The organism is Mycobacteriales bacterium, from assembly GCA_030697205.1.
Taxonomy (GTDB): Bacteria; Actinomycetota; Actinomycetes; order Mycobacteriales; family SCTD01; genus JAUYQP01.
The window spans coordinates 71,666-97,016 of the sequence record JAUYQP010000046.1 but is presented as its reverse complement, the minus strand read 5'-3'; the positions used below and the strand labels follow the sequence as shown (position 1 = coordinate 97,016).

The following is a 25,351-nucleotide window of genomic DNA, read 5'->3' as shown; positions in this document are numbered from 1 at the left end:
TCCTCTCGCAGGAAGGGTCAGCAGACGGGTCAGGCTGTCGGGGTGAAGCGCACCGGCAGGTGGTTCACGCCGTGGAAGAAGGTGCTGTAGGTGTAAGAGGGCTCGCCGGACACCTCGATGTCGGGCAGCCGGGTGAGCAGCTCACGCCAGATCGCCCGCAGCTGGGTCCGGGCGAGCTGGTTGCCCAGGCAGTGGTGGATGCCTCCGCCGCCGAACGACACGTGCGGGTTCGGGCTGCGCGAGAGGTCAAAGCTCTCCGGAGAGTCGAACACCTCGGTGTCCCAGTTGGCGGAGGCGTAGAACATCACGACCTTGTCGCCCTGGGTGATCTGCTGGCCGTTCAGCTCGCAGTCGCGCGCGGCGGTGCGTCGAAAGGTCATGATCGGCGTAGCCCAGCGGACCATCTCCTCGACCGCTCCGGGCAGCCGCCCGTCGAGGTCCTCCATCAACCACGCCCGCTGGTCCGGGAAGTCGGTCAGGGCCTTCATCGCGTGACTGGTGCTCTGCCGCGTGGTGTCGTTTCCTGCGATCGTCAGCAGCCCGAAGAAGGAGATGATCTCGTCGTCGGTGAGCCGCTCGCCGTCGACCTCAGCCTGGACGAGGCTGGTCAGCAGGTCGTTGCCCGGGTTGGCGCGTCGGTGCTCGATGTGCTTGCCGGCCAGCTCGCGCAGGTAGAGCGTCGCCTCGAACAACCGGGTGAGCGGGTCCAGGTCCCCCATGAGCTCTGGGTCGTTCCAGCCGCCGGCGAACTGCGACTCATGGGACATCTTGGCGCGGTCGACCTCGTCGTCGATGCCGAGCATGTCGCAGATGTTGTGCAGGGGGACCAGCGCGGCGCAGTCCGTGACGAAGTCCGCCTCGCGCTTGACCGACAGGTCGTCGACGATCCGGCGGGCGTTCGCGGCGATCTGCTCGTTGATCCGCGCGATCTGCTTGGGCGTGAACGCCGAGCTGAGCAGCCGCCTGATCTTGGTGTGCCGAGGCGGGTCCATCGCGATGAACCCCTGGCCGGCGTCCAGCAGCTCCTGCGGCATCGACTCCATCACGATGCCCTCGCCCGACAGGAAGTCCTCGTGCCGCTTGGTGACCTCGACCAGGTCGGCATGCCGGGTGACCGCCCAGAACCCCCGGTCCTCCGGGTCCTCCATCAGCATGTCCTCGACCGGCGGGTGCCAGCTGACAGGGGCCTCGGCCCGCAGCACGGCATACGTCTGCTCCCGCTCGGTCGCGGTCTGCATCCAGAACGCCTTCGAGGAGATGTCACGCGGGTCGTACGGTCGGCTCGTGCGCGGGTGTTCGACGGCGGTCATCAGGACTCCAGGCAGCGACGGGCGGGTGGGACACCACCTTGACACACAAGCCTCTAATGTCAACACGCGTACAGTTAGTGAGCCGATGTCACCCCCGTTGGCATCTTGCTCACACCAGTTGACGAGCGCTGCGCATGTGACCACGTTGTCAAAATTGTGACAACCGGGCCACACTGGGGTCGTGACCGTCGAACCCCTTCGACTGACCTTCCGCCGACAGGTGCGTGAGCAAGCGCTGGGTGCGGCGCACGGTCTGACCGTCGACAAGGGCTGGTCGCAGGTCCGGATGGGCGAGGTCGCCGCGCTGACGGGGGTGTCCCGGCCGACGCTGTACAAGGAGTTCGGGGACAAGCAGGGACTCGGCGAGGCCCTCATCCTGCGGGAGACCGAGCGGTTCCTCACCGGTATCGCGCGGGCGCTCGAGGAGCATCCGACCGACATCGCGGCAGGGATCCTCGCGGCGGTGGAGTACGTGCTGGCCGAGGCCGACGCGAGCCCGCTGCTGCGCGGCATCCTGACGTCGGCGCGAGCCGGTGACAACGAGCTCCTGCCGCTGCTGACCACGCGGTCCGCACCGATCCTGTCGGCCGCGACCGACACGCTCGTCGCCTGGTTCCGCGGCCACTTCCCCGAACTGGACGCCGAGGATCTTGCCGACAGCGCGGACGCCCTGGCGCGCTTGGCGGTCAGTCATCTCGTTCTTCCGGCGGACGACCGCGCCGGGACCGCTCGTCGCCTCACCCGGGTAGCCCTGCGCTGCCTACGTCTCGACCTGCCCTGACCGCCCCGGAGGCGGGCAACCCGGCTCAGCGGCCACCCAACCCGTCCAGCAGGACGGTGACCAAGGCGTCCGTGGCGGCGTCCACCCCGATGCTGCCCCCCGCGATCAGGTGCGACAGCCCCGTCACCGTCACCGCCCCGAAGATCATCAGCGCGGCGGCGTTGACGTCGGCGACCTCGGCGAGCGACCCGTCGAGCGCGCCCTCATGCAGCAGCTGCACCACAGGAGCGTGGTAGGCCGCCCGGATCGCCGCGGCCAGCGCGGGCACCCGTCCGGCCCGGCCGAACTCCCCGGTCAGCGCGCGGCACACCGCCGGCTGCTCGGCCATCACCGCCAGCTGCGCGCGGACGACTCCGACCAGCCTGTCCCGTGCACTGCCCTCGGTGGCCACTGCGATCGCGACCTGGTCGGCGATGTGCCGCAGCGTGTCGTGGAACAGGAAGGCCAGGATGTCCTCCTTGCCGCTGAAGTAGTAGTAGAGCGTCGCCTTCGGCACCCCCGTCGCAGCCGCGATCTCCTCGATCTTCGTGTGCTCGACACCGCGGTCGGCGAACAGCTCCGCAGCAGCCGACAGACGCGCGGCGATCTGGACCGGCACCTCACGCATTGACACCCCTGCCCATGCTGTTCAGACTGTGAGTACAAACCCGTCGACCTAGGTGCGCAGCATGCCAGAGACCGCCCTCCGGTACGACCCCTTCGACCCGACCGTGCAGGACGACCCGTATCCGGTCTACCGGCAGCTGCGCGCGACTCAGCCGGTCTACTGGTGCGCGCCCCGAGACTGCTGGGTGCTGAGCCGTTACGACGACGTCAGCACCGCTCTGCAGGACCCCCACACGTTCTCCTCCGCTCAAGGCATCTTCCCTGCACAGGGGTTCGACCTGGCTGGGGCCTTCCTACCCATGATGATCATGATGGACCCGCCGCGGCACGACCTCCTGCGGCGCGTGGTGGCCAAGGCGTTCACCCCGCGCCGGATCGCCCTGCTCGACACCCCGGTCCAGCAGATGGCAGCCGAGATGGCTGAGCGGCTGGTCGGTGAGGGCGGTGGTGACGTGGTGCGCGAGCTGTCGGGCCCGCTGCCCGCGATGGTCATCGCGGACCTGCTCGGGGTGCCCCGCGAGGACCGCGAACAGTTCAAGGTCTGGTCGACGGCGCTAGTGACGACCGACATCCACGCTGCCGAACCACTGAAGTCGAACCTCGAGGCCGCAGCAGCGCTCTACGAGTACTTCGGCCACTTCCTCACCGAACGCCGAGCGCGTCCGCGCCAGGACCTGATGTCGGCGCTGGTCGCCGCGGAGGTGGAGGGGCGTCACCTGACGGAGGACGAGCTGCTGGGGTTCTGTCTGCTGCTCCTGGTCGCCGGCCACGAGACCACGACGAACCTCATCTCGAACACGATCGCCGTCTTGGCCGAGCGGCCGGAGGTCACCGAACGGCTGGCGAACGACCCCCGCCTCCTGCCCGCCGCCGTGTCCGAGATGCTGCGCTTCGACTCACCCGTGCAGGGGCTGTCCCGAACCCTGACCAGCGACGTCCCGCTGCACGGCGTCGAGATGCATGCCGGCGACACTGTGCTGATGCTGTTCGGGTCCGCTAACCGCGACGACAGCGCTTTTCCCGAGGCCGACCGCTTCGACATCGACCGGATCGTCGACCGGCAGCTCGCCTTCGGCCGCGGCATCCACTTCTGCCTCGGTGCCGCGCTCGCCCAGCTCGAGACCCGCGCCGTGTTCGACGAGCTCCTACGCCGGACCCCCTCCTGGCAGCTCGACGCGGCAGCACCGCCGGTGCGACTGCGCTCCGGACCCATCCGCGGGTACTCGTCACTGACCATCACCACGTGACTGCGGCAGCTTCCGCCGCTGACCCTCAACACCTACCGCAACCGCTCAGAGCAAGTCGCCCTCCGCGTGACGCGGCGACACCGACGTCGCTGATCGGCGCCTGCCGTCGATTGGAAGGTGCCGAACCACAAGAGGGCGAGACAAGTCGGCCTTCAGCCCAGACTGATGACGGCCTGCACGCCGACGTGCCGGCGAGCAACACCAGCAGGACGCCCGACGCCGTGGGCTAGCTCTCGCGGGGGAGCCGGTCGGCGACCTGCTTGCCGGCGAGGCTGCGCCGAAAGCGGTGATGGTGAGCGGCCCGAGCCCGTCCTCACTCGGACCAACCGCTTGCGGACACCGACGGCCTCATGCACCGGTCGCCTCCCGCCGCCAGACCTCGAGGATGTCCGGGCGTAGCGCGCCGCGATCTACTCGTGGGCGGTGCCCGCCAGCGATCTGGACGGCGAACTCCTTGAGCCTGGTCGCACCGCCGGCGGGCCAGCCGTTCGCCAGCGCCCACGCGTACAACTCGTCCGGCTCGGCCTGGTGCCCGGCATCGTGCAGGGTGAGTAGGACGTTGACCGCGTCGCGGCGGTCCATCGCGCCGGCGAGGTTGTTGGCGTGGTTCACCAGCACGGTCAACGTCTTCATGCCTTCGACGACCACCGGGTCCGCAATCGTGGGCGGTGGATCAGCCGGCGCGCCGGGTGACAACCGCTCGGGCTGATGAGCTGAGGCCCATGCCGCGGTGTCGGTCGGCGCCCATGACAGCACGCACAGGGCGCTGGTCCGTCGGTCACCGTCGATGTCGGCCAGGTGCTTCTGGGTCGGCCATGCCGCGAGAACGGGACCGCCGCCCCAGCGGGCGTTGCTCAACGTCTTCCACGTTGCCACGGTGACGCGCTTCGACATACTGACGAGGACCGGCTCATCCTGGAAGTTGCGCTTGCCCGGGGCGTACAGCAGCGGGTGTCCCCCGAGTCGCTGGCTGTGGGCGAGAGTCCACTGCGCGGCCCGCTCGTAGGCCAAGGGATCGTCGGCCTTGTGGGCGACGATTGCCCGCGGCATGTCTCGCACACGCTCGAACATGGCGCCGACGCTACGGCCACCTCCCGACAGAACGGGCCCCCCGAGCGCTGCAGTCCGGGCCGCCGGCCGACGGTGCTGTCCTCGCGGCTCGACGATCAGGCCCGCCTGCGCCTGACAGCGGTTGCCGCGAGCCCCGGCAACCGCGTCGGCAACTCCGCCGGTGAGTCTCGGTCGGTCAAGCGGGAGCGTCCTGTGGACAGTCGGTTGTGCGACTGCGGGCCAGCGGATACCTTCCGCCCACCTCGCCGGATAACGGGAGAAGGTATGGCGAAGCGGGCGTACTACCCAGGCCACGGGTGCCGCGCGGCCCCACGCCTGATCGCCGCGGTAGCGCTGGCCCTCCTGCTGACGGCCTGCTCCGACGCCGACGGCATCGAGACCTCGGTACCGCCCACTGGCACGCCATCGGGCACCGCCATAGCCGACCCGAGCTCGGAGCCGCTGTCCCAGGCTGCGGTCGAACGGGAGGTCACCGATCGGTATGTCAGCTTCCAGCGCATCGTTGCCGAGACGGGTGCGACCTCCGACGCCGACGACCCGCGCCTCGCCGAGTACGCGACGGGGGCCGTTCTCGAGAACCTTCGCGGCAAGTTCGCAGTCCGGCAGCAGGCGGGCACTCGCCTCTACGGCGTGCCGATTCCGCACGTGCAGTCCGTTTCGGTGTCGGGTGACCGAGCGACCCTCCTCGACTGCCTGGACAACTCCGCCACGGGACTCCTGGACAGGACCGGCAAGAAGCTCTCCGTCGGCAGGGAGCGACAGGAGACGACGGCGACCCTCGTACGAGTAGGCGACGCCTGGAAGGTCAGTGAGATCACGACGATTGCCGGCGGCGGGTCGTGCTGATGCGCGGCGGCCGGCGCGCGCTTCTCGCCGCAGTGGTCGCCGCGGTCCTGGGTGCCGGCCCCTCGAATGCCGAGCCCCCGGATCCTCCGGTGGTCGATGACCCGACCGGAACGGTGACGACGATCATCCGCCTCCCCGGGACACCGGGCAAGGCACCGGGAGCCCCGACGAGCTCCGACGACGGCGTCAGCCTCGACCCGTGCAGCTACCGCTACGACCCCTCAGGGATGGTGGCCGAGAACTTCGACTTCTCCCGGCCCGACGCGCCCACGCTGGAGCAGATCGAGGCGGGCGAGATTCGCTGGTACGCCGTGGCCTGCCCGGGCCAGGCGGAGTACCCGATCTTCACGGCGCAGGGACAGCCGGCTCCCGGGCCGCCGCCTCCTTCGCCAGGCCAGCTCGCAGCCAACGCTCGCGAGGTCATGCAGCTGCCCTTCCCGGAGGTGCGGCACAACCCGACGGACGCCGGCCTGGTCAATCTCGACACCTGGCTCTGGTTGGGCGACAGCAGCTGGCAGGTGCAGAGCAACGCACTCAGCCTTCGCGGCACCACCGTGACGGTGGTCGCCAAGCCGACCCGGGTCGAGTGGGTGACCGGAGACGGCATCCGCGTCAGCTGCGCCGGCCAGGGCCGCCCGTACGACGAGAGCGTTCCGGCGGACCAGCAGTCGACGTACTGCAGCCACACCTACCGCCGGTCCTCAGCGGGGCAGCCCAACAGCGCCTATGCCGGCTCCGCGACCTCCTCCTGGGAGATCCGCTGGGTCGGATCAGCGCCCGGCGGCGGTGTCCAGCAAGGCGTACTGCCCCCGTTGGAGCTCACGACCGCCTTCAACCTGCGGGTGCAAGAGGTGCAGGACCTCGTCACCCGATCCCGCTGACGACGCCGCAAGCAGACCGGAAGAGGAAGCCAGCCCATGACCACGACAGCCGGTGTCCCAGCCTCGTCACTGAACGGCAGGCTGAACACGGCCCCAGTGTCGCCTCGAGCGCCGGAACGGCTACCGCGGCCGCCCCGCCGTCGCCGCCCCGGGCTCACCGCACTGGCCGTCATGCTCGTCGTCGGCTGCTCAGCAGTGAGCGCGAGCCTGGTGCTCGCGAGCGGCGACACCACGGCGGTGCTCACCGTCATCAGGGCGGTGCCCGCCGGGCAGACGCTGGCAGCAGCCGATCTGGGCACGGCCGAGATCTCCGGGAGCGGGGTGACCGCGGTTGCCGCCACATCCCGCGACACGGTCGTCGGCTTGACCGCCGCCGTCGACCTCGTGCCCGGCAGCCTGCTCACCGACGGCATGGTCACCCGCGAAGCAGTCCCGGGCCCCGGCCAGGCAGTCGTAGGCCTGTCACTGAAGCCCGGCCTGCTGCCGGAAGCAGAGCTACGGGCCGGCACCACCGTCATGCTCGTCCTGCTCCCTGCACCAACTGGTACGCCGTCACGCGCCGACGTCGAACGCATCGGCAGCGACGTGCTGGTGCCGCGCGCCCGTGTTCTGAGCGAGACCAGCGATTCCACTACCGGCGGCCGACTCGTGTCACTGCTCGTCGAGAAGGCGATCGCGGCTGAGGTGTCCCGCGCCGCAGCCGCCGGGACCGTCTCCCTCGTGGTGATCGGCCCTGGTACATGAGCCTGATCGTCATGGGGGCGGCCAAGGGCGGCCCAGGCGTCACAACGGCCGCAGTCGCGCTCGCGGCGGTATGGCCCCGGTCCGCCATCGTCGCCGAGTGCGACCCGTCGGGCGGCGACCTCGCGCTGCGCCTCAACGCCACCGGCGTTGCGATAGCTCTCCGAGAGGAGGGCCCGAGCCGAGAGACCCTTCAGACCGTGGAAATCCTCGAGCTGGACCTCGAGTTGCTCGTTCTGTTCGGAACGCGTGAGGACCGGTACGACGTCGTTGACACCCATCACCTTGTTGAAGAGGTCCTTGTAGTCGCTCCCCAGCGCATCAAGCCGAGCCGAGGTGAACCTCGTTTCGGCCGCGCACAACTCGTCGGTGACCGTCTGGATGAACTTCTGCCAGCGTTCGTACCTGGCAATCTGTGCCCGCAGCTGCGCGGCCATGTTCGTAGTACGCCAGTAGGCGGAGAGCCCTTCCCGAGCCGTGAATGCGTACTCAATTTGAGTGGTAACGGCAACCAGCGATGGTGGCAGCTCCTTCTCGAGTTCGACGCGACGCGCCTTCAAAGCATCGATACCCTGGCTCAGCCGCCCCGCCAAGACGCCGAGGAGCGTGACCGCCTCTTCAACCGTCTCGGTAGAAAGCGTGCCTCGCTGGGCCCCTTCGGCGACGTTCGCCGAGAGTCTGTCTTCCTCCGCCAGCGCGAGCTCGGGGACTGTTTCGAGCCTCCGCAGACATCCGAGCCAGGCCGCGCTGCTTACGATGTCTCGGATTGCTTGCTCCTGGATTCTCACTGCTTCGAATCGAGTAACCTCCGCCTCAATCTTGGGCAGCAGCGGACTAGAGAACTCTGACTTGCAGAGGACGCATGTGTTTGGCTCGTGCCAGGACTCTGACGCATACAGACGAACCGCTGCCTCATGAATCGCCTGGTAGTCGGCGCCGGGCGTCGCGGTCAGGAGTGACACCTTGGTTTCGATAGCCGCCGAAAGAACCTTGGCTTGGGCGGCGGCATCCTCGACGGTTTCAACGTTAATCGCCACAAGCCTGGAGACAGCCTGCACGACCCTCGCGAACTCATCCCGCTTAGCGCCACCCTCCTCGCTGCGCACGAGTTCGCGGAGTTCCTGGAAGTCGACCTCGGAGAGTTTCCTTGGTTCTATCTTGGCGCGCAGGAGCTCGATGCCAAGGAGCGCTTCACGAATGTCCGCACCCCATTTCGCGACGTCGGAGACGTCTCCGGGTGCGAGGCCCGTCAGGCTTGTATAGGCGCCTGCGAACCGGGCGAAGCTCTCTTTCGCATGGTTCTCGTTTCCCTCAGCCGAAGCACGGAGCGAAGGTAGGTCGAAGTCAGAGTTGATGTTACGAGTGTCACTCAGGCTCTGAATCAACTGCCGTAGCTGGCGAATATCCCGATAAACCGAGTAGTGCTGCGAAGGACCTGCCACGTTCCAGTGGCGTTCGGTTGATGAAGTTCGTGAACCGCTCGTAGTCCAGCAGCGTGAAGTCCTCGTCGAGGCTATTCAGTACCTCTTCGGGGTTTGGCAGTCCTGAGGGACTGGAAACCGTCCGCACCCCAGTGGTACTGCGCAACACCTGGATGACCGCCTTCTGTCCAGCTTCGTCCTCAAGCTCCAACTCGATTGTTGCCGTACTGGTCGAGTGGAAGAGATTCGAGATGTAATTCTCCGGGTGCTCCGCAACCTGTAACGCTCGGAGTTTCGGGACATGTCCACGGATCGCGAAGCACAGAGCTTCGAAGATCGAACTCTTGCCAGTACCGTTTGCAGCAAAGACTGAGTTGACGGCTTCCGGCTTGAACTTCAACCGAAGCGGTTGGTTCTCGTTGTTGATGCCGCGGAAGCCCTCGACGGCGATCCCCGTTAAGAAATATCGGTTCACCGCAAGGTGGCTTCGGCATCGAGTGCCTCACGAACCGCTGCTGCAACCTGTCCGCGCAAGCGCCGGCGGTCCGACTCTGAAAGGTCTTCTAGCCGGTCGAATGCGAGGTACGGCGCGAGGATGGCCCCTAGCACCGGGTCGACGTCAACCAGGTACTTGGCGATCGCCGCTTCGTGCTCAGCCCGCGACGCCTTCGGATCAAGTTCCATGTGAGCACCTCGGCAGCAAGCGTTTCGGTCCCATCGCGCGATTCTTCCAGGAGACGCCGACATGTTGCTGCGCCATGAGGGGATCCATCGCAGGAGACCCTGGCGACAAGCCACCTACCGGTAGCGCCGGTTTGCCTAGCCGCACATCGGCCATGAGCGGTCGCCCAGCAGCCTCGGACCATTGGCTCTGCGCGAGGGTGCAGGCCCTGTGCCGTCGAGGCGCAGGCCCGTGGACGTCACCGGATCTGCGTCGTTCGCGCCCACTCTGGCGCCGAAAGTCCGCCCTAGGTCGCCGCCGTCCATGTGGGTCCGCCGACGGCGTTTGCCTACATGCTGCCTACACACAGATCAGGGCCATGCCCACCAACTCTGGTGATCATGGCCCTGACCTGCAACTATCTCTGTAGCGGGGGCAGGATTTGAACCTGCGACCTCTGGGTTATGAGCGGCATTTACCCGCCGTCCCGATGAGCGTACACTTGGCAAAACCGCAGGTCAGAGGGTATTTCTGGGTCGCTGGAGATCGCTCCCGGTCGTTCAGAGTCGTCTGAGTTTGCGGACATTCTGCGGACATTGGCGGCCCTCCGGCCGGCAGGTACGCCGGACGAGGAGGTAGCGCCATGCCGCTGGGATGGGTCCGCAGCCGCCCGCTCGACGACGGCCGGCCGGGGTTCATGGCCTGTTACCGCGACGCCCGCGGCCAGACCCGCAGCGCCGGCACGTTCCCCAGCAAGCGGGAGGCGGCCGCCGCGGCGGCGCAGGCCTCGGTGCTGGTGGGGCAGGGCAAGCTGTCGGGCGCCGACGTCGGCAAGCTGCCGTTCAAGCGGTACGTGGACGAGGTGTGGTTCCCGCACCACGTGCTCGAGCCGAGCACCCGCGAGGCCTACCGCTACTCCATCGACAAGCATCTGAAGCCGTTCTTCGGCACGATGCGGATGACCACCATCCTGCCCAGCCACGTCCGCGAGTGGGTGAGCGACCGCGTGGCGGCCGGGGTCAGCCCGGCGAACATCCGCCACCAGAAGATCATCCTCTCTGCGATCTTCACGACCGCGCTGAACGACGCGGTCGTGCAGCTGCACCCGTGCCGCGGGGTGAAGACCCCGACGGTCGCCCGCAAGGAGTTCCGGATCGTCACGCCGGAGCAGTTCGAGACGATCTACAGCGCGCTGCCGGACGAGATGAGCCGGCTGCTGGTCGATGTGGCGATCGACTCCGGCCTGCGGTGGGGCGAGCTCACCGAGCTGCGCCCCGGCGACCTAGACCCGGCGAGCCGGATCCTGACGGTCAGCCGCGCCGTGGTGATGGTGAATCCGAAGTTCCACCCCGAAGGCGGCAGGTTCCACGTCAAGCCCTACCCGAAGGGCAAGCTGAGCCGCCGCTTCAAGCTCAGCACGGCCGTCGCCTCCCGCGTCGCGGCGTACGTGAAGGACAACGGGTTGGCGCCGGACGACCTGCTGTTCACCCAGCCTGAGCCGGAGGCCCCACCGCGGCTGGTCCCCGTGCCCAGTGAGGAGCACGGCCGCACCGAGCCGAACGACAAGGGCCGGACCTACCGGCACGCGACGTTGTCGGCCTACACCGCAGGTAGGTGCCGGTGCGAGCTGTGCCGCGCGGTCTTCGCCGCGTACCGCGCGCGACGTCGGGCCGCCGGCAGTGACGGCGGCAGCCAGCCGCGCGCCGTCGCCGGTGACGGGCACCTGTCCCGCGACTGGTTCCGCAACAACGTGTGGACAAGCGCCTGCAAAGCCGCCGGCCTGCAAGGGACGGTGCGGATACATGACCTGCGGCACGCCCACGCCTCGTGGCTGCTGGCCGGAGGCGCGGACCTGCAGGTCGTCAAGGAACGCCTCGGCCACGCCAGCATCGCCACCACCGAGCGGTACCTGCACACGCTGCCGACCGCCGACGACACGGCACTCGACGCGCTGGCGAGGATCCGGAAGCGTCCCGGCTGACGTCAGCAGGTGGTGGTGTCCGCGGCCCGGCTCGGTTCTGGCCGACAGCCGCCCGTGGCTCGGGAGGGGCGGGGCGGCTCTGACGCCTGCGCGATGCCCCGACTGTCACACTCGATCGCGTGGTCAGGACCGGGCAGCGAGCGGGAGTCCTTGCCGCGCTGCTGACCGACGCCGGGTTGACCGTGCTCGCGAGTGGCCCGGCGGCGCCCCGCATCGAGTCGCTCCCGCCCCCGCTGCGCGATGACCTCCTCACGCTCTACCGACTACTCGGCGGGCGCTCCGAGCGGCCGGTGTTCCGACCCGGTGCGTGGGACCTCGCACTGACCTCCGGCGCTGTCGTCGAGCTCGACGAGGAACTGCACTTCAACCGCTACCGCGCGCTGACCCTCGAGCGGCCCTGGTCCACGTCGCTGCCGTGGCGCAAGGACTACCTCGCGATGTGCCGCGGACACGAGCAAGAGTGCGTCCGCGCCGGCTCATGGGGCAAACGGTGGACCAACCCCTCCTGCGAGGCGATGTTCGGGCCGCCAGGGCCGCCAGGCGACCTCGACGCCGGCGCACCACGGTGGAAGCAACGAGCTCTGTACGACGCCATCAAGGACGCGCAGGCTGCCGCCGGGTTCGGCCCGCCCCTAGTTCGATTGGCAGTTCACGACCCCGTCGGCGGGACGACGCTGGGAACAGCCCTTGAAGCACGAGCCACCGCCGACCCGGACGCGCTCCGCGATCTGGTCAGCCGGCGCTCGGTCTGACCTCCCTGGGGCACGCTGAGGGCGTGGACAACGACGTGCTGACAGCGTTGGCCGGTTTGCTGGCCGCGCGCAACGACCTGGATCGCGAGATCGGCAGGTTGATCGACCGGCCAATGACAGCGGGACACCTGGGCGAGTTCATTGCCTCGCGGGTGTTCGGCATCGAGCTGGAGCAGAGCGCATCGGTGCGGGCGCTTGACGGCAGGTTCGGTCCGGGCCCGCTCGAAGGCAGGACTGTCAACGTGAAGTGGTACCTCAAGCGGGAGGGACTGCTGGACTTGACGCCGTCCGACGAGCTGGACCACTACCTCGTCCTGACAGGCCCGGCCTCCGCTGCGGCGTCGTCCCGAGGCCACGTACGCCCGTGGGTTATCGCGAACGTGTACCTGTTCAACGCTCGGGCGCTGCGCCAGGACCTTCTCGCCCGCGGACGCCGCGTCGGCGTCGCCTCGAGCGTGCGCGCCTCCGAGTGGGCAGCTGCGGAGGCCTTTCCCCGCGAGCATCCCCTGCTGCCGCTCACCGATGCGCAGCGGCGAGCACTGGCGCTGTTCGCGGGCGCCTGAGCGGCCGGGGCCGCCCGTCGACGGCGGTCAAGAGCCTGCGGGCAACGGTTCCGCAGACAGGAGGTGGTCGGCAAGGTCGGACACCTCGTCCATGACCGCGACCTCCTGCACCCGCGCACGCAGCTCGTACCGGCGGATCGGGAGGAAGGTGTCTGCGCCCCGCTCCTTGACCTTGCGCCCGGTGTAGCCGGTGTTCATTCCGGACAGCCGGACGCGGGCGCCGTGCTCGGCGACAAGTGAGCGGGTCCGGACCTTCAGCAGGATCGCCGGGGTGTCCCGGTAGGCGGAGTGCAGTGCTCGGAGCCGGTCGTCGCTGGTGAAGAAGAACACGAAGCCGTTCAGCAACCGCAGCCACTGTGGCACGGTCATGCCGCCGCTAAGTGCTGGTGCAAGCAGGTGCTCCTGTAGCGGGTGCTGGTCGCGCAGAACAGCCGTGCCGAACTCGGGGTGTTGAAGTTCGACCGGTGCCATTCGCTTCTGGTGAAGCAGGGCCTCCGCCTGCTCCGACGGGACCTGCCAGCGTCGGACGATCTCGGCGGCACTGAGCAGACCGTGACGTTCGATGCTCGGCCAGGAGCGTGCATAAGCCAGATGCAGCAGCGTCGGGTGCTTCGCGACGAACTCCTCGACGTCCACGACAGGACCTTCCCACTCAGCCTGCCCCAGGACGGAATCACGATCAATCCATGGCCTCGAGCCCTATCCAGGCTGGATCAGCCGCCAGCTGCATACCCGGCTGGCGCGCGCCAGTCCCTCCTGTGTCGCGAGGCGCCCAGGTCGAGGCGCCAGAGCCGGCCGCCCGCTCAGGCACGAGGTTGAGCCGCGCGCGGCACGTCGATCTGCCAGGCCAGCCGGGGTCCGCTGCCCACGGGTCAGTTGCGGTTGAGGCCGAACTGGCGCGACAGCAGCTTGTTCTTCCAGTACGACTCGATCCGCTCGATCGTGTCGTCAGGAGTGTTCGCATCCACGACCTCAAGCACGGACACCTGATAGTTCCTGCGACCTTTACCGGCTGCGGCCCTGAGTCCTACGTCCCCACCGTCTCCACCGTCGGCGTAGCTGATCCAGCGGCCCAGGAGGCTGTCGGCGCCCTTAGCGGAGCCGACGTACTGCTGGCCCGACTCCACATCGACCAGCAGGTACACGCCCTTGACGCTGCGCAGCACCTGCTGCCAGCCGTTCGGCAGGGTCGGCACGTCGTCGATTGGGCGGACGAACTCTCGAAATCCGGGGAAGCGAGGCTCGTACTGTTCGGCGATCTCCATGATCGGCTTGGGCTGGCTGGCGGCCCGCTGAACCCACGTACGCACGCCGGCCCCCCACTCGATGACGGCGCGGTCCCGGTAGTGCGTCAGGTGGTCGACTAGCTGCAGGCTGTACTTGAAGTGGCCCGACGTGTCGTGCCGGATCAGGACGTCGGCGCTGCCGGGCGGCAAGGTCTGCACACCGTCGACCCGGTACAGGCCGACGAAGACTGTCTTGCGGGCTTCGGTCACGACGAAGCTGGCCAGCAGCTGCCCGATCGCGAACCGGTTCTTGCTCTGCACGGACTGGTAGTCCTCGAAGGCGTCGCGGTTGTTGCGCCACGCTTCGTAAAGGCGTCCCGGCCGCAGCCGGTTGTCCTGATGCCGTACGAGCCGCACGTGCGCCGGGTCCAGGCCCTCGAGCACCAGCAGGTCGTTGAACGTCAGCATCCGTACCTCCCCGAGACGAATCGGGGCACCGACTCGGCGCACGCCCATCTGGCGTCGGCGTTCGAGCGGCCTGCGAGCGCACACATCGACCCAACGTAGGGCGACGACGTGCCTACGCGCAGCCGTTGACGCGCCCCCGCCTGTCGGAACGAGACCGTAGGGTCTCGCCCCAAAGGAGCGTGGAGCATGAGGTCGTACTGCAGCCTTTACGTCGACGCCGGCTATTTGATGGCGGCGAGTTCGACGCGCGTTACCGGGACCTCACTTCGGTCGGCGACGGAGATGGACGTGGCGTCGCTGCTCTCCGCGCTGACCAAGCAGGTCGAAGTGCACAGCGGGCTACCGCTACTACGGATCCACTGGTACGACGCCGGCACACGCGCAGGGGCTCCGGGCGGCAATCAGAAGGACATCGCCACCATCCCCAAGGTGAAGCTTCGGCTCGGTCGCATCAGCTTCAACGGCGAACAGAAGGGCGTCGACCTCAAGCTTGCCCTCGACTTGATCACTCAGTCCCGCAACAGAGTTGCCGAGATCGTCTACCTGGTTTCTGGAGATGATGACCTCAGCGAGGCGGTCGAGGAAGCGCAGCATCTCGGCGTTCAGGTGATCGGCCTGGTGGTCCCGGATCAGCAGGGCGAGGCTATCGCGGCCTCCAAACACCTGCAGATGACCGTCGACCAGATGCTGCTCATAGACGACGTGATCGTCGACAACCACGTGAAGAAGTCAACAGCGGCGGCCATGCAAGAGGTGGCGGCGGCGGCGGTGACGCCCGCCGCGGAACCACAGGCCGAGCCCGAGGTTCGCGAACCCGCGTCACTGCAAGTTCCCAGCCCCGCCCTGCTGGCACAGCGTCCGCACGCCCGTCCCGCGGCCACTGTTGCCCCGGCCGCGCCGGCTCAGGCGCCTCTGTACAGCACGACCACCGGCGTCGCCAGCACCGGCAGTGCCGTGGCGGGCCTCAACGCGCCGACGGATGAGATCGGTGACGTCGTTGACAAGGTGGTCATCAACTGGTGGCGGAGTGCCTCCGCCCTGAGTCGCCAGGAGCTGTTGCAAGGCAAGCCGATAATCCCCGCCGAACTCGACCGCGCCTTGCTGAACGACTTGAGCAACAAACTCAACGTGTACGACATCCCGCAGGACTGGCGGTTCGTCCTGCGCGACGAGTTCTGGGCCAAGATCTCGCGCCTGTGAGCGTGCGATCCGTGTCGTCGACACGCAGTGTTCTGCATCGGACTGCTACGTGAGCACGTTGACGGGTGGCCGCCCGTAGGTGCCGCACGTGGGCTGCTCCGTCGCCGGCCCGACGGCCTGAGGCGGCTTCAGGCGGCGAGGGCATCGTGGTGTTGTGTTGTCCACCTACGCGGCTTGCAGTGCGGAAGCCAGGCCAGGCCGCTCTTTCATGCAGCGGGTCCGCCTGCCGGCGGCAACTTCAGCCAAGAGCGGATCTCCCGGCGAAGCTGCATGCGGGCCACACGCACCGCCGCGCCTTCACGCACGGCCGCGGCGTCGATGATGTATCGAGTCCGTGCCCGGACCGCCTCGGCATCGGGGACGGCAGTCCGCCCCGGCAAACGGGCGGCGTCCGCACGGCGCTGCGCTCGCTCACGAACCAAGCAAACCCCGAGTCCGACAAGTGCCACAGTCCCGGCGCGAGCAACAACCGGGCGGAGGTGCTGTTGGACCCCATACTCGAACTCAATGATTCGCCGCTGGCAATGGGGCTCTTCCCAGATGAGGGTGTAGGTCGGCCGGGCGCGTCGGTCCGCAGATAGACGTCGAGGTCTCCGACGATGGAGGTTCCTACGCCATCCATCCGAAAGACCTCGACGTGACCGACGCTACCCCGCCGGCCGGCCTCGGCCGCCCTGACCTGACCGCCTTCGCGTCTCATCCCAATCGACCCTGATCGGGTCTGCTGACCCCCTCGACGAGAACGCAGCGACATCACAGCCACCCAACCCCGACCGGCCGGGAAGCCGGGGCACGTCACATGGCCTGTGCTGCGGGCGTGTCGAGTGGGTCGTCCAGGGGCGACGCAGGAGCGTCGACGCGACGTGCTGAGAGGTGGTTCCAACCGGGCGCTAGGACACCGGCTACAGGCATGGCGATAGGTCAGGAACGGCGTCGCTCCCTGCGCAGGAGGGAGCGCAGAGTCTCGGCGTTCGCGTAGCCGACCCGTAGCGCGATCTCGGCGGAGGTGAGGTCCGTGGTTGCTGAGAGGTGCCGAGCTCGTTCGATGCGAAGCCGTTGGACGAAGCCGAGCGGAGTGAGGTTGAGCGCCGCACGGACTCGTCGTTCGAGGGTGCGCCGGCTGGTGCCGAGCGACTGCGCGACGAAGGCGACGTTGAACGGTTCGTCCAGGCGGGCGCGCACGAAGCGTTCGAACTCGACGACGATCGGGTCCTCGTGCCGGAGATGTTCGTAGGCGACGAAGGCCGCCTGCGACGGACGCTCGTCGATGATGAGGAGCTTGGCGACATGTTGGGCCAGGTCGGGGCTGATCGATCGCACGAGTGAGAGCGCGAGGTCGATGTGGGCGAACGCGGCGCCGGCGGTGACGAGGTTCCCGTCCACGACGACCATGGTGTCGAGATCGAGGGCGACGGTCGGATAGCGCTTCAGGAACTCCGGCCCCAGGAACCAGCTGGTCGTCGCCCGCCGATGATGCATCCGTCCGGTCTCGGCGACGGCGAACACGCCGGTGCACGCCGCGGCGATCCGGGTGGTCGCGTCGTCGAGGCGCCCGAGCGAGGCGATGACCGAACGAGCATCTCGGCTCTGGAGGGCGTCGTTGGTAGCGGCGGCCGTGAGGGTTCCAAGCGCAGGGACGACGACCACGTCGAACTCTCCGGACTCCGACAGCGGGTGGTCAACCGACAGGGTCATCGATGCCGTCGTGGTCACTCGCCGTTTCGGTCCGAGGATGGCGAGTTCGATCGGGTCGATCCGCGGGTCGATATCGCCGCGGGCTCCGTCGGCCACCCGCACGATGTCGATGACCGACGCGACAGCCGAACCGAAGCAGCCGTCGATCGCGATCAGTCCGATACGCATGGCGCGAACAATAGCAATACTGTCGTATACGCCACTCCCCATCGGCCCTCGCTCGTCATACGCTGAACTCGCCCCACGAAGAACCCCGACTTCAAGGAGAACCCCTCATGTCCACACCCGCATCACTTCCGTATGCCTTCGTCGCCAAGATCGTCGCGGCCGATGGACAGCACGACGCGCTCGCCGATCTGCTCGCCGGCGCTGTCGCACTCGCCAACGAAGAAGTGGGAACGATTGTCTGGTTCGCGGCTAGAACCCACGCCGACACCTTTTGGATCTTCGATGCATTCCCCGACGAGGCCGCTCGCGACGCCCACGCCAACGGCGCCATCGTCGCAGCCCTGATGGCCAACCAGCACCTCCTCGGCGCAGCACCCGAGATCCTGGCGGCCGACGTCCTCGCGTCCAAGCTCCCGTAGTCCGCCAACGCACGAGACGATCGCGCCCCGCCGAGCCGTCGGACCCGACCGCCTCGACACCCGCACCACGTTGACGATCCCCGACGGGCCGATCACGAGGGGGGCCAGGCAACACCAGGCGCAAGCCTGGAGCGGCACTGGTTCACCGGTGGTCATCGAGAGAGCCAGCGCGGTTCCATGGCAGCGCAACTGTGTCAACTTGCCCTCCGTCCCGCTAGGCGCCGTGGGCGGGTCTTGGTTGCGATCCGTTGCCGTGACGGGAGACGCGTTGCGCGTCGCAGCGATGACGGGTCGTTGGCGTTCCGGGGCGTTGCGTTCGTGCGCGTCGCCCGTGCGGCATGGAACATCTCGCTGCGCACACAACGATCGCTGCGCCGACGCACCGTTGACACCTCGCACGTCCAGGTCGCGACACAACGCCACGCCGCGTTGCCGAGCGGAGCGAGGCCTATCGGCACACGGACAGGATGCCGGCCGCGAGCGCTCAGCCGGCGAGGGGTCCGTCGCAGAGGAGAGCGACGTCGGTGTCGGGCAGAGCCGTGAGGCCAGCGCATCGCGCGACCACCACAACCGAACCGCCCCTGCCCTGCGTTTCCGCAGGTCAGGGGCTGTTCGCCAGAGCCGCCTGTCGGAATCGAACCGACGACCTAATCACGTCGGCTTTGCGTCTATCGCTTGATGCGCCCACTGGGCGAACGAGCCGCTGACCTGCGCAAACGCCGAGAGTGAGGGGCGCCGCCATCCGGTGGTGACCGACGACGACCGACCAGTACCGGACCGTTTCACCGGAGCTTGCGGCGGCGTCGAAGCCGAGCAAGCTCCATTCTTTTAGCTCACCGCGCCCTCCTCCTAGCCGGTCCCGTCGTCGTCGAAGACGTTTCAGTGGCGCACGCTGACCGTGGGAACCAGCACCTTTGGGCCGCGTCACCGGACGAGGCCTCGCTTCGTCGCACCGCCGCTGACGGCAGCCAGGGCGAGTCGCGACAGCATCTCCGCCAAGACATCCTGATCTCCGCACAATGCTCGTCTGTTCTTCAATGCTTCCCGGATCTGGTCGAGTGGAAAATCTGCGTCTAGAAGTGCCTGCGCACGTTGCTGGAGCGGCAGAAGCATTTCTGCCGTCTCGATCGCCCAGCGCTCCTCAGTCAGGAGTTCTTCCGCCGCCCTAGCGACCTTTGCCTTATCTCCGAGATCCTTCAGAACCACAACGGCTACTAGGACCCCGGTAAGGGTGAGCGAGCCGATGAGGGCCCGTCTTACTTCGTACTTGAGCGCACTCATGGCGATCACTGCCTTTCGTCGGAGAGCAGAAGGTACGGTCACTGAGCCCGAGCGCACCTCCATCCATTGAGGGGGTCTGTGAGAGGCTTCGGAAGTGCCCAAGACGCCGCCCTCCCGCGCCGATCTGGAGCTGATCGCAAAACTGGCCGAGGACGACATCAGGGTGTCTCGCGGGCAACTGGACCGATGGCGTCAACGCGGTCTCCTGCCGCGTTCAGAGGTGAAGCGACTGGGAGCATTCGGCAGCCGGGCTCAGCACGACGAGCGCACGGTCACGATCGCCGGGGTCCTGGGCTCGTGCGCACGACGGGGCGTGCCGTGGAAAGAGCTGGGGCTTGTGCTTCTCCTGATTGGAGAGCCGCCAGCACCGGCCGTCCTACGCGAATGCCTTGCGTGGGCGCTCGACAGCCTGGAACTTCCCGAACAGGACCCGATCCTCAGCCTTGAAGAGCGCGTGGAGGCCGAGTGGAGGTCCCAAGGCCCACTGTTCGAGAACTTCCAAGCCTTAGCGAATCAGGCGGAGATCAAAGACGAGAATCACAGAAACGAGTTCGCGTACGCCCTCATCCAGGCGCGGCTTGGCGAAGACTTCGGGCCGGAGCAAGACATCGACATCGAGAAGGGCGTGGCGCAGTGGAAAGCCGCCAGGGTAGGCGCGGACTCGGCGCACTTGGTTGCCTCGATGAGACTCACACCACAGCTCCTGCGGGAGAGCCGCGGAATCTTAGCTGAGGCGAGCGATGACGACTTGGAGGTCATCAGCTACATCACGCACATCAGCCAGTCCCTAGGGCTCGCGGACTTGGATGACGACTCCTACATGAGGGTGCTTAGGGCACAGTCGCCTACAGCTCTGGGCCTGAAGTTGCTACACAACATCAAGGCTGTCCGGGAGACGGGCAAGAGGCCGCTGGACGTCTTTGTTGAACTGCTCGGATACTGCTCCGATCGGCAGCGCGAGTGGGGGTTCTCGAAGGTATCCAGCGTCATCGAACGACTTCACCAGGACCAAGCGGGACGTCTCCGAGCGAGCTCCCAAGAACCGATTGAGGCTTCCAAGCCATGATGTCGCCGGCGCCCGAGAGGCCATGCCCGCCACGTGCCCGATGCAGCCGGAGTGAGCGGCCTCGGCGGTCACAGCACAACTTCATGCGTCGTCGCTGGCCAGCCACTCGAGGAGTCGATCGCGGCTGAAGACCAGGCGGCGCCCCATCCTCTTGTGCGGGATGTGCCCGCGCTTGATCTCCTTGAGCAGGTGTGACCTGCTGATGCCGAGAAGGGTTGCGGCCTCTTCGACGTACAGCACGGCCCGGACCTCCGGGGCGTGAACCTCGGTCGTGACTGCGGTCATCTCACTCATCTCCTTCGTCGCTGCGCTGGTCGAGGTCGTGCTGGATGGTGCTGTCCCTAAGGTCGGGGTCGGTGTCGGCGGGGACCTGCAGGTCGGGCCGGTGGGTGCCGTCTGCGCAGCCGTTGCGGTCCCACGCCCGGAGTCGGTGCCGCACCCGATCGAGCAGGTCGTGCCACAGCGCTGGCTCCGCGGGGGAAGCGGTCGGCGACAGGAAGGCCCCGGTCCAGGCTGACCGCAAGGCGGTGAGCTCCTCCACCATCGCGCCGTGGGCGAACCAGCAGGCGGGGAGCGTCTCGTGCAGCTGATAGCGGTCGCGAAGCCAGTCAGTCCAGTCGGACAACAACTGCCACTGCTCGGCGGCCGCGTATTGGCCGAGCACCGCCCAGTTGACCGGCCGCTCAGTGAGGTCGGGACGGTCGGCGACCTGTTCGAGCAGATAGTCGACCTGCGCGCGTAAGAGCAGGATCTCGTCTTCGAGCGACAGGCTCATGCCGAGCTTCTCCTTCCGGCTCTGATCGCGTTCTTGCTCTGGCTGGGGTGCTGCCACCAGGGGGTCAGGCGGACTTGCGCTGGCGGGCAGCGGCGGGCGAGCACCAGCGCCTGCCCGGCGGGGAGGCACCGGATGCGCTCGAGGGGCAGCGCTGGGAGCCGGCGGGTGGTGAGGCTGTGGCCCGCGCCGCCGCTGCCGTGGTTGCGGGTGAGGTGCGGCAGGTCGATCTCGCCGGCAAGACGGCTGATGCGTTGCAGGTCATCGGCGTGGGCGAGCCCACCGAGGACGACCTTGGTGGTGGCCGCGTCCCACATGGCGTCGGCGCCAGAGGTTCCCCAGCGTGACCGGGCCTGAGCGAGGGACTGCAGGACGACGACGGTGGTGATGCCGGTGCCGCCGCCGTCTGCGAGCAGGTTCGGCAGGGTGGGGATGGGGGCGATGTTGGCTGCCTCGTCGAGGAGCAGCAGCAGCGGTGGGTCGAGTCGCCCGTGGGAAGCGCCGGCGGCGAGGGTGCGGGCGGTGTCGAGCAGGTCCTCGAGCAGCGCCGTGATCAGCGGTGCGACGGACAGTTGCGCGCCGGTGGTGCCCAGCAGATAGAGGGTTCCGTGGTTGCGAAGGAAGCTGCTGGGGTCGAAGGCGTCGTCGCGTGTGGGACTGCAGGTGTCGAGGACGCGGGGGTCGGCGAGGCTGTCGACGGCTCGGCGGATCCCGGACCAGACTCCGTCGCGCTGGCGAGGGTCTGCGGCCGATTGCGCGGCGAGTTCCTCGGCCCAGCCAGGTGCGGCGCCGGTCTCGGTCTTGAGGATCCGGATGGGTGTGGGGTCGGTGGGTCGACTGGCCCAGGCCAGGATCTCGCGGACGGAGCGGCCGGTGAGCGCGGCTGCGTGCAGGTAGCTGCGCAGAACGGCGCAGATCATTTGCTGCCAGTAATCGCCGCCGCTGTCGGCCTGGTTCAGGCCGGTGCCGGCTGACAGTGCCCGGGCGCGGTTGATCGCGATGAGGGGGTCCTCGCATCCGCGGGTAGGTGACCAGCGCAGCCGCGGCGCGTCGGGGGCGAGCTGTTGCGGGTCGAAGGTCAGGACTGGCCCCTGCTGGCTCCGCGCGGTGTGGGTGGCGTGGAAGGTGTCCGGTCGGGTGCTGGTGACGAGGACGGGACCGGAGGCGTCGAGGGTGTGGGGGATGACGAGGTGGACGCCTTTGCCGGATCGGGGTGGTCCCAGGACGAGGTAGCTGTCCTCGACGCTCCCCCACAGCTGCATGCCGGTGGAGAGGTCGCTGCCGAGCGCGAGACCGAGCGCGCGCGTCGGGTACCGGCCGGTTCCGGCGAGGGACGGTCTGACCTGGGCCGCGCGACCACGGACGGCGGAGTCGGACAGGTGCTGGCGCAGGTCCCGGTGCGAGGCGAGTCCCTTCGACGACGTCGCCGGGTCGTTCGCTCCCCCTGCGAGGCCGGTGCGCAACGGTCGGCTGAGTCGCCAGCCGGCGATGCCGAGGCCGGCGAGCAGCGCGAGGGTGAGGCTCAGCGCAGTCCACATCAGCACGGGCCCGGGCAGCAGCGGCTGCAGCTCGGCCGGGTAGGCCTCCCGAGGGTGGAGGGCGTGCCGGGGCCACTGGCGGATGACTGCCGGCGCGTCCGCGTGGGAGGGGGCGTGCCAGCCATGTCCCGCCATGGTGCTGGCGAGTCCAGTGGTGAGGGTCGCCGTCAGCAGCAGCAGGCTGGCCGCACCAGCCATGAGCGCGACGAGCCGCTCCCCCGCCGTCCAGCTGTGGGCAGTGGAGGCGCTCATGAGCTGGTCCCCGTTATGAAGTCCGGGCGGGCGGCGGGTCGGGTGGCGCCGAGGTAGCGGCCGAAGCCGCGGATGGGTTCAACGCGGACCAAGGCCCCAGTACGAGGGGCGTCGACCATGCGGCCGTGACCAAGAGCTATGCCGACGTGCGTGACGTGCGCGGTGCTGGTCCCGAAGAACACGAGATCCCCGGCTTGCGGTTCTGCGCCGAGTGGCAGGTGGGGGCCGGCGTTGTACTGGGTCTGCGCGGTGCGGGGCAGTGTGATGCCGGCCGCGGCATAGGAGTGCTGGACCAGACCGCTGCAGTCGAACCCGATGCCAGGGGTCTCTCCGCCCCACACGTAGGGCGTCCCGACCTGGACGAGCGCGACCTGCACCGCGATCGTCGCCGCTGGTCCGGCAGCTGCGCCGGTGAGGCTCTGGTCGGTGTAGCGGCGGGCCAAGGTCAACACCCTGTCGGCGTAGCCGCCGGGCTGCTGGGCGCGTTGCTGGCAGTCGGTGAGGCCGCCGCAGAAGTAGGACGCGACCGCCGTGCCGACGTCGCGCGCAGCGTTGTGCGCGCAGAGGTAGTCGGCTGCGGCGGGGACCGCATCGGCAGGGTCGAACGGGTCGGCCCGGTGGTCACCGTTGCCGTCGGTGCCGTCGGCGGCCCAGGTGGCGGGCATGAACTGCATTGGCCCCTGCGCGCCGACGGCGCTGATCTGCCTCGGCGGGCGGTTGTGGTTGGACTCGACCTTCCCAATGCCGGCGAGGACCGGCCAGGGCAGGCCGGGGCAGCGCAGCGCACTCTGCCGGTAGAGCACGAGCAACGACGGGGGGATGTCCGAGGCGGCATGCGCGCTGGCTGCCGCGGACGCCGGGAGCGAGGCGAAGCCGACCGATACCGCCCCGATAGCGGCGACGGGCGCGAGCAGCGCCGTGCCGGCAGCGAGTAGGAGGTACCAACCGAGGCTCTGGCGAGGCTTGGTCACGCCGTCACCGCCTCGGCGGACGCCGCGGCGGGGCAGCGGGGAACTGAAGTCTTGGCGGTGCGGACGACGGGCTCGGCCGGGCGGGTATCGCCGCTCGATGCCGAGGAGGCGCTGCCGTGGGTGAGGGCGTTCATGTGCTGGTCGGTGTCGATGAGCTGCTCGGCCTCCACCGTGCTCAGGAGGTGCTCGATGACGGCGCGGTAGGGGCCGACGTGCCACAGCGCCCGGTGGGGTGGGAGAGCAGTGACGAGGTCAAGCTCGACAGCGGTCAGATCGAGAAGCTCGGCCAGCGCCGTCCGTTCGCCGGGGGTCTGCGCGTACAGGACGCGGGTTTCGGCGTCGGCGAGCAGCCCCGCGGCGCGGGCCTGTGTCGCTGTGCCGTGGTCGGCCTGTCCGGTCAGGTCGCTGGGCCGGTGCAGGACGGTGATGAGCTGCACGCCGTGTGCTCGGGCGAGCTTGCTCAGGGCCTGCAGCCAGGCGGTGGTGGCGGGCAGGTGCAGCAGCGACCAGGCTTCGTCGACGAGCAGCAGCCGCCGACGCTCCCCGTCCCCCGCCGCAGTTGACGGTGACGTCGCAGCGGACGTCGGCGTCGTGCCAGTCGTGGGAGTGAGCGCTCGCGACAGCCAGGCGCCGGCGGCGACCATCACCGTGGGCAGTGCCGGGGTGGTGAACACCGCGGATAGGTCGAGGACCAGGCCGGGGCCGTGCGGGTCAAGGCGGCAGGTGGTCGGGGCGTCGAGCATCCCGGCGAGGTCGCCGTGCAGGATGCGGCGCAGTTCGAGCGCCAGCGGTCGGATCCGGCCGGCCAGGCCTGCGGCGTCGCAGTGCAACTCGCTGGCCGTCGCCCGGTCCGGCTGCAGGAGGGCGTCGACGACATCGGCGAGCAGCGCCGTCGGGGTCAGCCGCGCGCAGGTGGCGGCGAGCGCGGCACGCTCCTCGGGGGTGAGGTCACGGCCGAGGCCAGTCGCCGCGAGTGCCGTGCAGGTGGTGGTGCGCCGACGGGCAACGTCGGCAGCGTTGTCCTGCGGGTGCGGGTCGAGGGGGTTGAGGCGGTCCGGGCTGCCGGGTCCCAGCCGCAGCCTGGGCATCTGGTGCAGCGCCGCCAAGCCGGCGTACTCGCCCTTCGGGTCGAGCACGAAGGCTTGCCGCCCGGCGAGGAGTTGCCGGTGCAGGTGGGTCTTGACCAAGCTGCTCTTGCCTTTGCCGAGCTGCCCGAGTACCACCATGTTCGGGCTGGTCAACAGCCGCCGTCCATAGAGAACCCACGGGTCGTAGTGGAAGACCGTGCCGCCGGCGAGCAGGTCCAACCCGATCAGCGGCCCCTCGGCCGGCAGCGGGCTACCGACCTGCCAGGGGTAGAGGCTGCAGCTGTGCCGAGTCGTCACCGACACCCGCGGCGTGAGGCTGCCACCTCGGCGTGCAGAGAGTGCCGCT

27 protein-coding genes are annotated in these 25,351 nt (G+C 68.4%); 13 read left to right on the top strand and 14 right to left on the bottom strand.

The features are described from left to right. Window positions 1-29 precede the first annotated feature (29 nt). The gene (locus Q8R60_15095) at window positions 30-1,310 is read right to left on the bottom strand and encodes a cytochrome P450 (protein ID MDP3713800.1); all 1,281 of its coding nucleotides are present in this window, start codon (window positions 1,308-1,310) and stop codon (window positions 30-32) included. Window positions 1,311-1,530: 220 nt separating this feature from the next. Between Q8R60_15095 and Q8R60_15090 the strand changes: the two genes are divergently transcribed. Then, window positions 1,531-2,091: a TetR family transcriptional regulator gene (locus Q8R60_15090; GenBank protein MDP3713799.1), complete on the top strand. Its 561-nt coding sequence runs from the start codon at window positions 1,531-1,533 to the stop codon at window positions 2,089-2,091. 25 nt (window positions 2,092-2,116) lie between these two features. On the opposite strand, the gene Q8R60_15085 is transcribed toward Q8R60_15090, so the two are convergent. After that, window positions 2,117-2,698 carry a helix-turn-helix domain-containing protein gene (locus Q8R60_15085; protein MDP3713798.1) on the bottom strand — a complete coding sequence of 194 codons (582 nt, stop codon included), beginning with the start codon at window positions 2,696-2,698 and terminating at the stop codon, window positions 2,117-2,119. A gap of 61 nt (window positions 2,699-2,759) precedes the next feature. Here Q8R60_15085 and Q8R60_15080 point away from each other — a divergent pair, with 61 nt between their 5' ends. Continuing rightward, a complete protein-coding gene (locus Q8R60_15080; GenBank protein MDP3713797.1) occupies window positions 2,760-3,944 on the top strand; it encodes a cytochrome P450 in 1,185 nt (394 codons plus the stop codon). A 348-nt stretch (window positions 3,945-4,292) separates the two neighbouring features. On the opposite strand, the gene Q8R60_15075 is transcribed toward Q8R60_15080, so the two are convergent. Further along, complete coding sequence (locus Q8R60_15075; GenBank protein ID MDP3713796.1) at window positions 4,293-5,015, bottom strand: hypothetical protein; 723 nt, start codon at window positions 5,013-5,015, stop codon at window positions 4,293-4,295. 264 nt (window positions 5,016-5,279) lie between these two features. Here Q8R60_15075 and Q8R60_15070 point away from each other — a divergent pair, with 264 nt between their 5' ends. From Q8R60_15070 to Q8R60_15050, 5 genes are all read left to right on the top strand, one after another. Next, window positions 5,280-5,861, top strand: a complete 582-nt coding sequence (locus tag Q8R60_15070; protein MDP3713795.1) for a hypothetical protein — start codon at window positions 5,280-5,282, stop codon at window positions 5,859-5,861. Further along, window positions 5,861-6,742, top strand: coding sequence for a hypothetical protein (locus Q8R60_15065; GenBank protein ID MDP3713794.1), 882 nt, complete (start codon window positions 5,861-5,863; stop codon window positions 6,740-6,742). Before Q8R60_15070 ends, Q8R60_15065 begins: the two co-directional genes overlap by 1 nt. A 171-nt stretch (window positions 6,743-6,913) precedes the next feature. Next, window positions 6,914-7,486, top strand: coding sequence for an SAF domain-containing protein (locus tag Q8R60_15060; protein ID MDP3713793.1), 573 nt, complete (start codon window positions 6,914-6,916; stop codon window positions 7,484-7,486). Then, window positions 7,483-8,331, top strand: coding sequence for a hypothetical protein (locus Q8R60_15055; protein MDP3713792.1), 849 nt, complete (start codon window positions 7,483-7,485; stop codon window positions 8,329-8,331). Before Q8R60_15060 ends, Q8R60_15055 begins: the two co-directional genes overlap by 4 nt. A gap of 147 nt (window positions 8,332-8,478) precedes the next feature. Next, window positions 8,479-8,820 carry a hypothetical protein gene (locus Q8R60_15050; protein ID MDP3713791.1) on the top strand — a complete coding sequence of 114 codons (342 nt, stop codon included), beginning with the start codon at window positions 8,479-8,481 and terminating at the stop codon, window positions 8,818-8,820. A 28-nt stretch (window positions 8,821-8,848) separates the two neighbouring features. Here Q8R60_15050 and Q8R60_15045 read toward each other — a convergent pair whose 3' ends face one another. Next, window positions 8,849-9,379 (bottom strand): ATP-binding protein, encoded by a 531-nt coding sequence (locus tag Q8R60_15045; protein MDP3713790.1) that lies wholly within the window; start codon window positions 9,377-9,379, stop codon window positions 8,849-8,851. Further along, window positions 9,376-9,588 (bottom strand): hypothetical protein, encoded by a 213-nt coding sequence (locus Q8R60_15040; GenBank protein ID MDP3713789.1) that lies wholly within the window; start codon window positions 9,586-9,588, stop codon window positions 9,376-9,378. Before Q8R60_15040 ends, Q8R60_15045 begins: the two co-directional genes overlap by 4 nt. A gap of 674 nt (window positions 9,589-10,262) precedes the next feature. Here Q8R60_15040 and Q8R60_15035 point away from each other — a divergent pair. From Q8R60_15035 to Q8R60_15025, 3 genes are all read left to right on the top strand, one after another. After that, window positions 10,263-11,546 (top strand): site-specific integrase, encoded by a 1,284-nt coding sequence (locus Q8R60_15035; GenBank protein MDP3713788.1) that lies wholly within the window; start codon window positions 10,263-10,265, stop codon window positions 11,544-11,546. 119 nt (window positions 11,547-11,665) lie between these two features. Continuing rightward, a complete protein-coding gene (locus Q8R60_15030; protein MDP3713787.1) occupies window positions 11,666-12,298 on the top strand; it encodes a hypothetical protein in 633 nt (210 codons plus the stop codon). A 23-nt stretch (window positions 12,299-12,321) separates the two neighbouring features. Further along, window positions 12,322-12,861 carry a hypothetical protein gene (locus tag Q8R60_15025; protein MDP3713786.1) on the top strand — a complete coding sequence of 180 codons (540 nt, stop codon included), beginning with the start codon at window positions 12,322-12,324 and terminating at the stop codon, window positions 12,859-12,861. 27 nt (window positions 12,862-12,888) lie between these two features. On the opposite strand, the gene Q8R60_15020 is transcribed toward Q8R60_15025, so the two are convergent. Both Q8R60_15020 and Q8R60_15015 read right to left on the bottom strand, forming a co-directional pair. Continuing rightward, window positions 12,889-13,497 carry a hypothetical protein gene (locus Q8R60_15020; protein MDP3713785.1) on the bottom strand — a complete coding sequence of 203 codons (609 nt, stop codon included), beginning with the start codon at window positions 13,495-13,497 and terminating at the stop codon, window positions 12,889-12,891. 236 nt (window positions 13,498-13,733) lie between these two features. After that, window positions 13,734-14,555: a GIY-YIG nuclease family protein gene (locus Q8R60_15015; protein ID MDP3713784.1), complete on the bottom strand. Its 822-nt coding sequence runs from the start codon at window positions 14,553-14,555 to the stop codon at window positions 13,734-13,736. 186 nt (window positions 14,556-14,741) lie between these two features. Here Q8R60_15015 and Q8R60_15010 point away from each other — a divergent pair, with 186 nt between their 5' ends. Next, complete coding sequence (locus Q8R60_15010) at window positions 14,742-15,755, top strand: NYN domain-containing protein (GenBank protein MDP3713783.1); 1,014 nt, start codon at window positions 14,742-14,744, stop codon at window positions 15,753-15,755. Between the two features lie 921 nt (window positions 15,756-16,676). Here the strand turns inward: Q8R60_15010 and Q8R60_15005 are convergent. Next, window positions 16,677-17,618 (bottom strand): helix-turn-helix domain-containing protein, encoded by a 942-nt coding sequence (locus Q8R60_15005; GenBank protein ID MDP3713782.1) that lies wholly within the window; start codon window positions 17,616-17,618, stop codon window positions 16,677-16,679. A 107-nt stretch (window positions 17,619-17,725) separates the two neighbouring features. Between Q8R60_15005 and Q8R60_15000 the strand changes: the two genes are divergently transcribed. Continuing rightward, window positions 17,726-18,037, top strand: a complete 312-nt coding sequence (locus tag Q8R60_15000) for an antibiotic biosynthesis monooxygenase (protein MDP3713781.1) — start codon at window positions 17,726-17,728, stop codon at window positions 18,035-18,037. Window positions 18,038-18,961: 924 nt separating this feature from the next. Here Q8R60_15000 and Q8R60_14995 read toward each other — a convergent pair. Then, window positions 18,962-19,318 (bottom strand): hypothetical protein, encoded by a 357-nt coding sequence (locus tag Q8R60_14995; GenBank protein ID MDP3713780.1) that lies wholly within the window; start codon window positions 19,316-19,318, stop codon window positions 18,962-18,964. Window positions 19,319-19,412: 94 nt separating this feature from the next. Here Q8R60_14995 and Q8R60_14990 point away from each other — a divergent pair, with 94 nt between their 5' ends. Next, window positions 19,413-20,384 carry a hypothetical protein gene (locus tag Q8R60_14990; GenBank protein ID MDP3713779.1) on the top strand — a complete coding sequence of 324 codons (972 nt, stop codon included), beginning with the start codon at window positions 19,413-19,415 and terminating at the stop codon, window positions 20,382-20,384. A gap of 81 nt (window positions 20,385-20,465) precedes the next feature. On the opposite strand, the gene Q8R60_14985 is transcribed toward Q8R60_14990, so the two are convergent. Genes Q8R60_14985 through Q8R60_14965 form a run of 5 tightly spaced genes read right to left on the bottom strand, consistent with a single transcriptional unit; the run spans window position 20,466 to window position 25,308 of the window. After that, window positions 20,466-20,669 carry a helix-turn-helix domain-containing protein gene (locus Q8R60_14985; protein ID MDP3713778.1) on the bottom strand — a complete coding sequence of 68 codons (204 nt, stop codon included), beginning with the start codon at window positions 20,667-20,669 and terminating at the stop codon, window positions 20,466-20,468. A gap of 1 nt (window position 20,670) precedes the next feature. Beyond that, window positions 20,671-21,159 carry a hypothetical protein gene (locus tag Q8R60_14980; GenBank protein MDP3713777.1) on the bottom strand — a complete coding sequence of 163 codons (489 nt, stop codon included), beginning with the start codon at window positions 21,157-21,159 and terminating at the stop codon, window positions 20,671-20,673. Then, window positions 21,156-22,946: a TraM recognition domain-containing protein gene (locus Q8R60_14975; protein ID MDP3713776.1), complete on the bottom strand. Its 1,791-nt coding sequence runs from the start codon at window positions 22,944-22,946 to the stop codon at window positions 21,156-21,158. The genes Q8R60_14980 and Q8R60_14975 overlap by 4 nt, the downstream gene beginning before the upstream one ends. After that, entirely contained in the window at window positions 22,943-23,917 is a 975-nt protein-coding gene (locus tag Q8R60_14970) for a bifunctional lytic transglycosylase/C40 family peptidase (protein MDP3713775.1), read from the bottom strand. The genes Q8R60_14975 and Q8R60_14970 overlap by 4 nt, the downstream gene beginning before the upstream one ends. After that, a complete protein-coding gene (locus tag Q8R60_14965; GenBank protein MDP3713774.1) occupies window positions 23,914-25,308 on the bottom strand; it encodes a hypothetical protein in 1,395 nt (464 codons plus the stop codon). Before Q8R60_14965 ends, Q8R60_14970 begins: the two co-directional genes overlap by 4 nt. Window positions 25,309-25,351: the final 43 nt, after the last annotated feature.

What these genes read in the sequence shown, in the direction of transcription:
- Q8R60_15005 (MDP3713782.1), bottom strand. Translation starts at nt 17,618, where the DNA reads ATGCGTATCGGACTGATCGCGATCGACGGCTGCTTCGGTTCGGCTGTC.
- Q8R60_15040 (MDP3713789.1), bottom strand. Translation starts at nt 9,588, where the DNA reads ATGGAACTTGATCCGAAGGCGTCGCGGGCTGAGCACGAAGCGGCGATC.
- Q8R60_15000 (MDP3713781.1), top strand. Translation starts at nt 17,726, where the DNA reads ATGTCCACACCCGCATCACTTCCGTATGCCTTCGTCGCCAAGATCGTC.
- Q8R60_15015 (MDP3713784.1), bottom strand. Translation starts at nt 14,555, where the DNA reads ATGCTGACGTTCAACGACCTGCTGGTGCTCGAGGGCCTGGACCCGGCG.
- Q8R60_15035 (MDP3713788.1), top strand. Translation starts at nt 10,263, where the DNA reads ATGGCCTGTTACCGCGACGCCCGCGGCCAGACCCGCAGCGCCGGCACG.
- Q8R60_15095 (MDP3713800.1), bottom strand. Translation starts at nt 1,310, where the DNA reads ATGACCGCCGTCGAACACCCGCGCACGAGCCGACCGTACGACCCGCGT.
- Q8R60_14980 (MDP3713777.1), bottom strand. Translation starts at nt 21,159, where the DNA reads ATGAGCCTGTCGCTCGAAGACGAGATCCTGCTCTTACGCGCGCAGGTC.
- Q8R60_15075 (MDP3713796.1), bottom strand. Translation starts at nt 5,015, where the DNA reads ATGTTCGAGCGTGTGCGAGACATGCCGCGGGCAATCGTCGCCCACAAG.
- Q8R60_15060 (MDP3713793.1), top strand. Translation starts at nt 6,914, where the DNA reads ATGCTCGTCGTCGGCTGCTCAGCAGTGAGCGCGAGCCTGGTGCTCGCG.
- Q8R60_15010 (MDP3713783.1), top strand. Translation starts at nt 14,742, where the DNA reads ATGAGGTCGTACTGCAGCCTTTACGTCGACGCCGGCTATTTGATGGCG.
- Q8R60_14975 (MDP3713776.1), bottom strand. Translation starts at nt 22,946, where the DNA reads ATGAGCGCCTCCACTGCCCACAGCTGGACGGCGGGGGAGCGGCTCGTC.
- Q8R60_14985 (MDP3713778.1), bottom strand. Translation starts at nt 20,669, where the DNA reads ATGACCGCAGTCACGACCGAGGTTCACGCCCCGGAGGTCCGGGCCGTG.
- Q8R60_15055 (MDP3713792.1), top strand. Translation starts at nt 7,483, where the DNA reads ATGAGCCTGATCGTCATGGGGGCGGCCAAGGGCGGCCCAGGCGTCACA.
- Q8R60_14995 (MDP3713780.1), bottom strand. Translation starts at nt 19,318, where the DNA reads ATGAGTGCGCTCAAGTACGAAGTAAGACGGGCCCTCATCGGCTCGCTC.
- Q8R60_15080 (MDP3713797.1), top strand. Translation starts at nt 2,760, where the DNA reads ATGCCAGAGACCGCCCTCCGGTACGACCCCTTCGACCCGACCGTGCAG.
- Q8R60_15085 (MDP3713798.1), bottom strand. Translation starts at nt 2,698, where the DNA reads ATGCGTGAGGTGCCGGTCCAGATCGCCGCGCGTCTGTCGGCTGCTGCG.
- Q8R60_15070 (MDP3713795.1), top strand. Translation starts at nt 5,280, where the DNA reads ATGGCGAAGCGGGCGTACTACCCAGGCCACGGGTGCCGCGCGGCCCCA.
- Q8R60_15065 (MDP3713794.1), top strand. Translation starts at nt 5,861, where the DNA reads ATGCGCGGCGGCCGGCGCGCGCTTCTCGCCGCAGTGGTCGCCGCGGTC.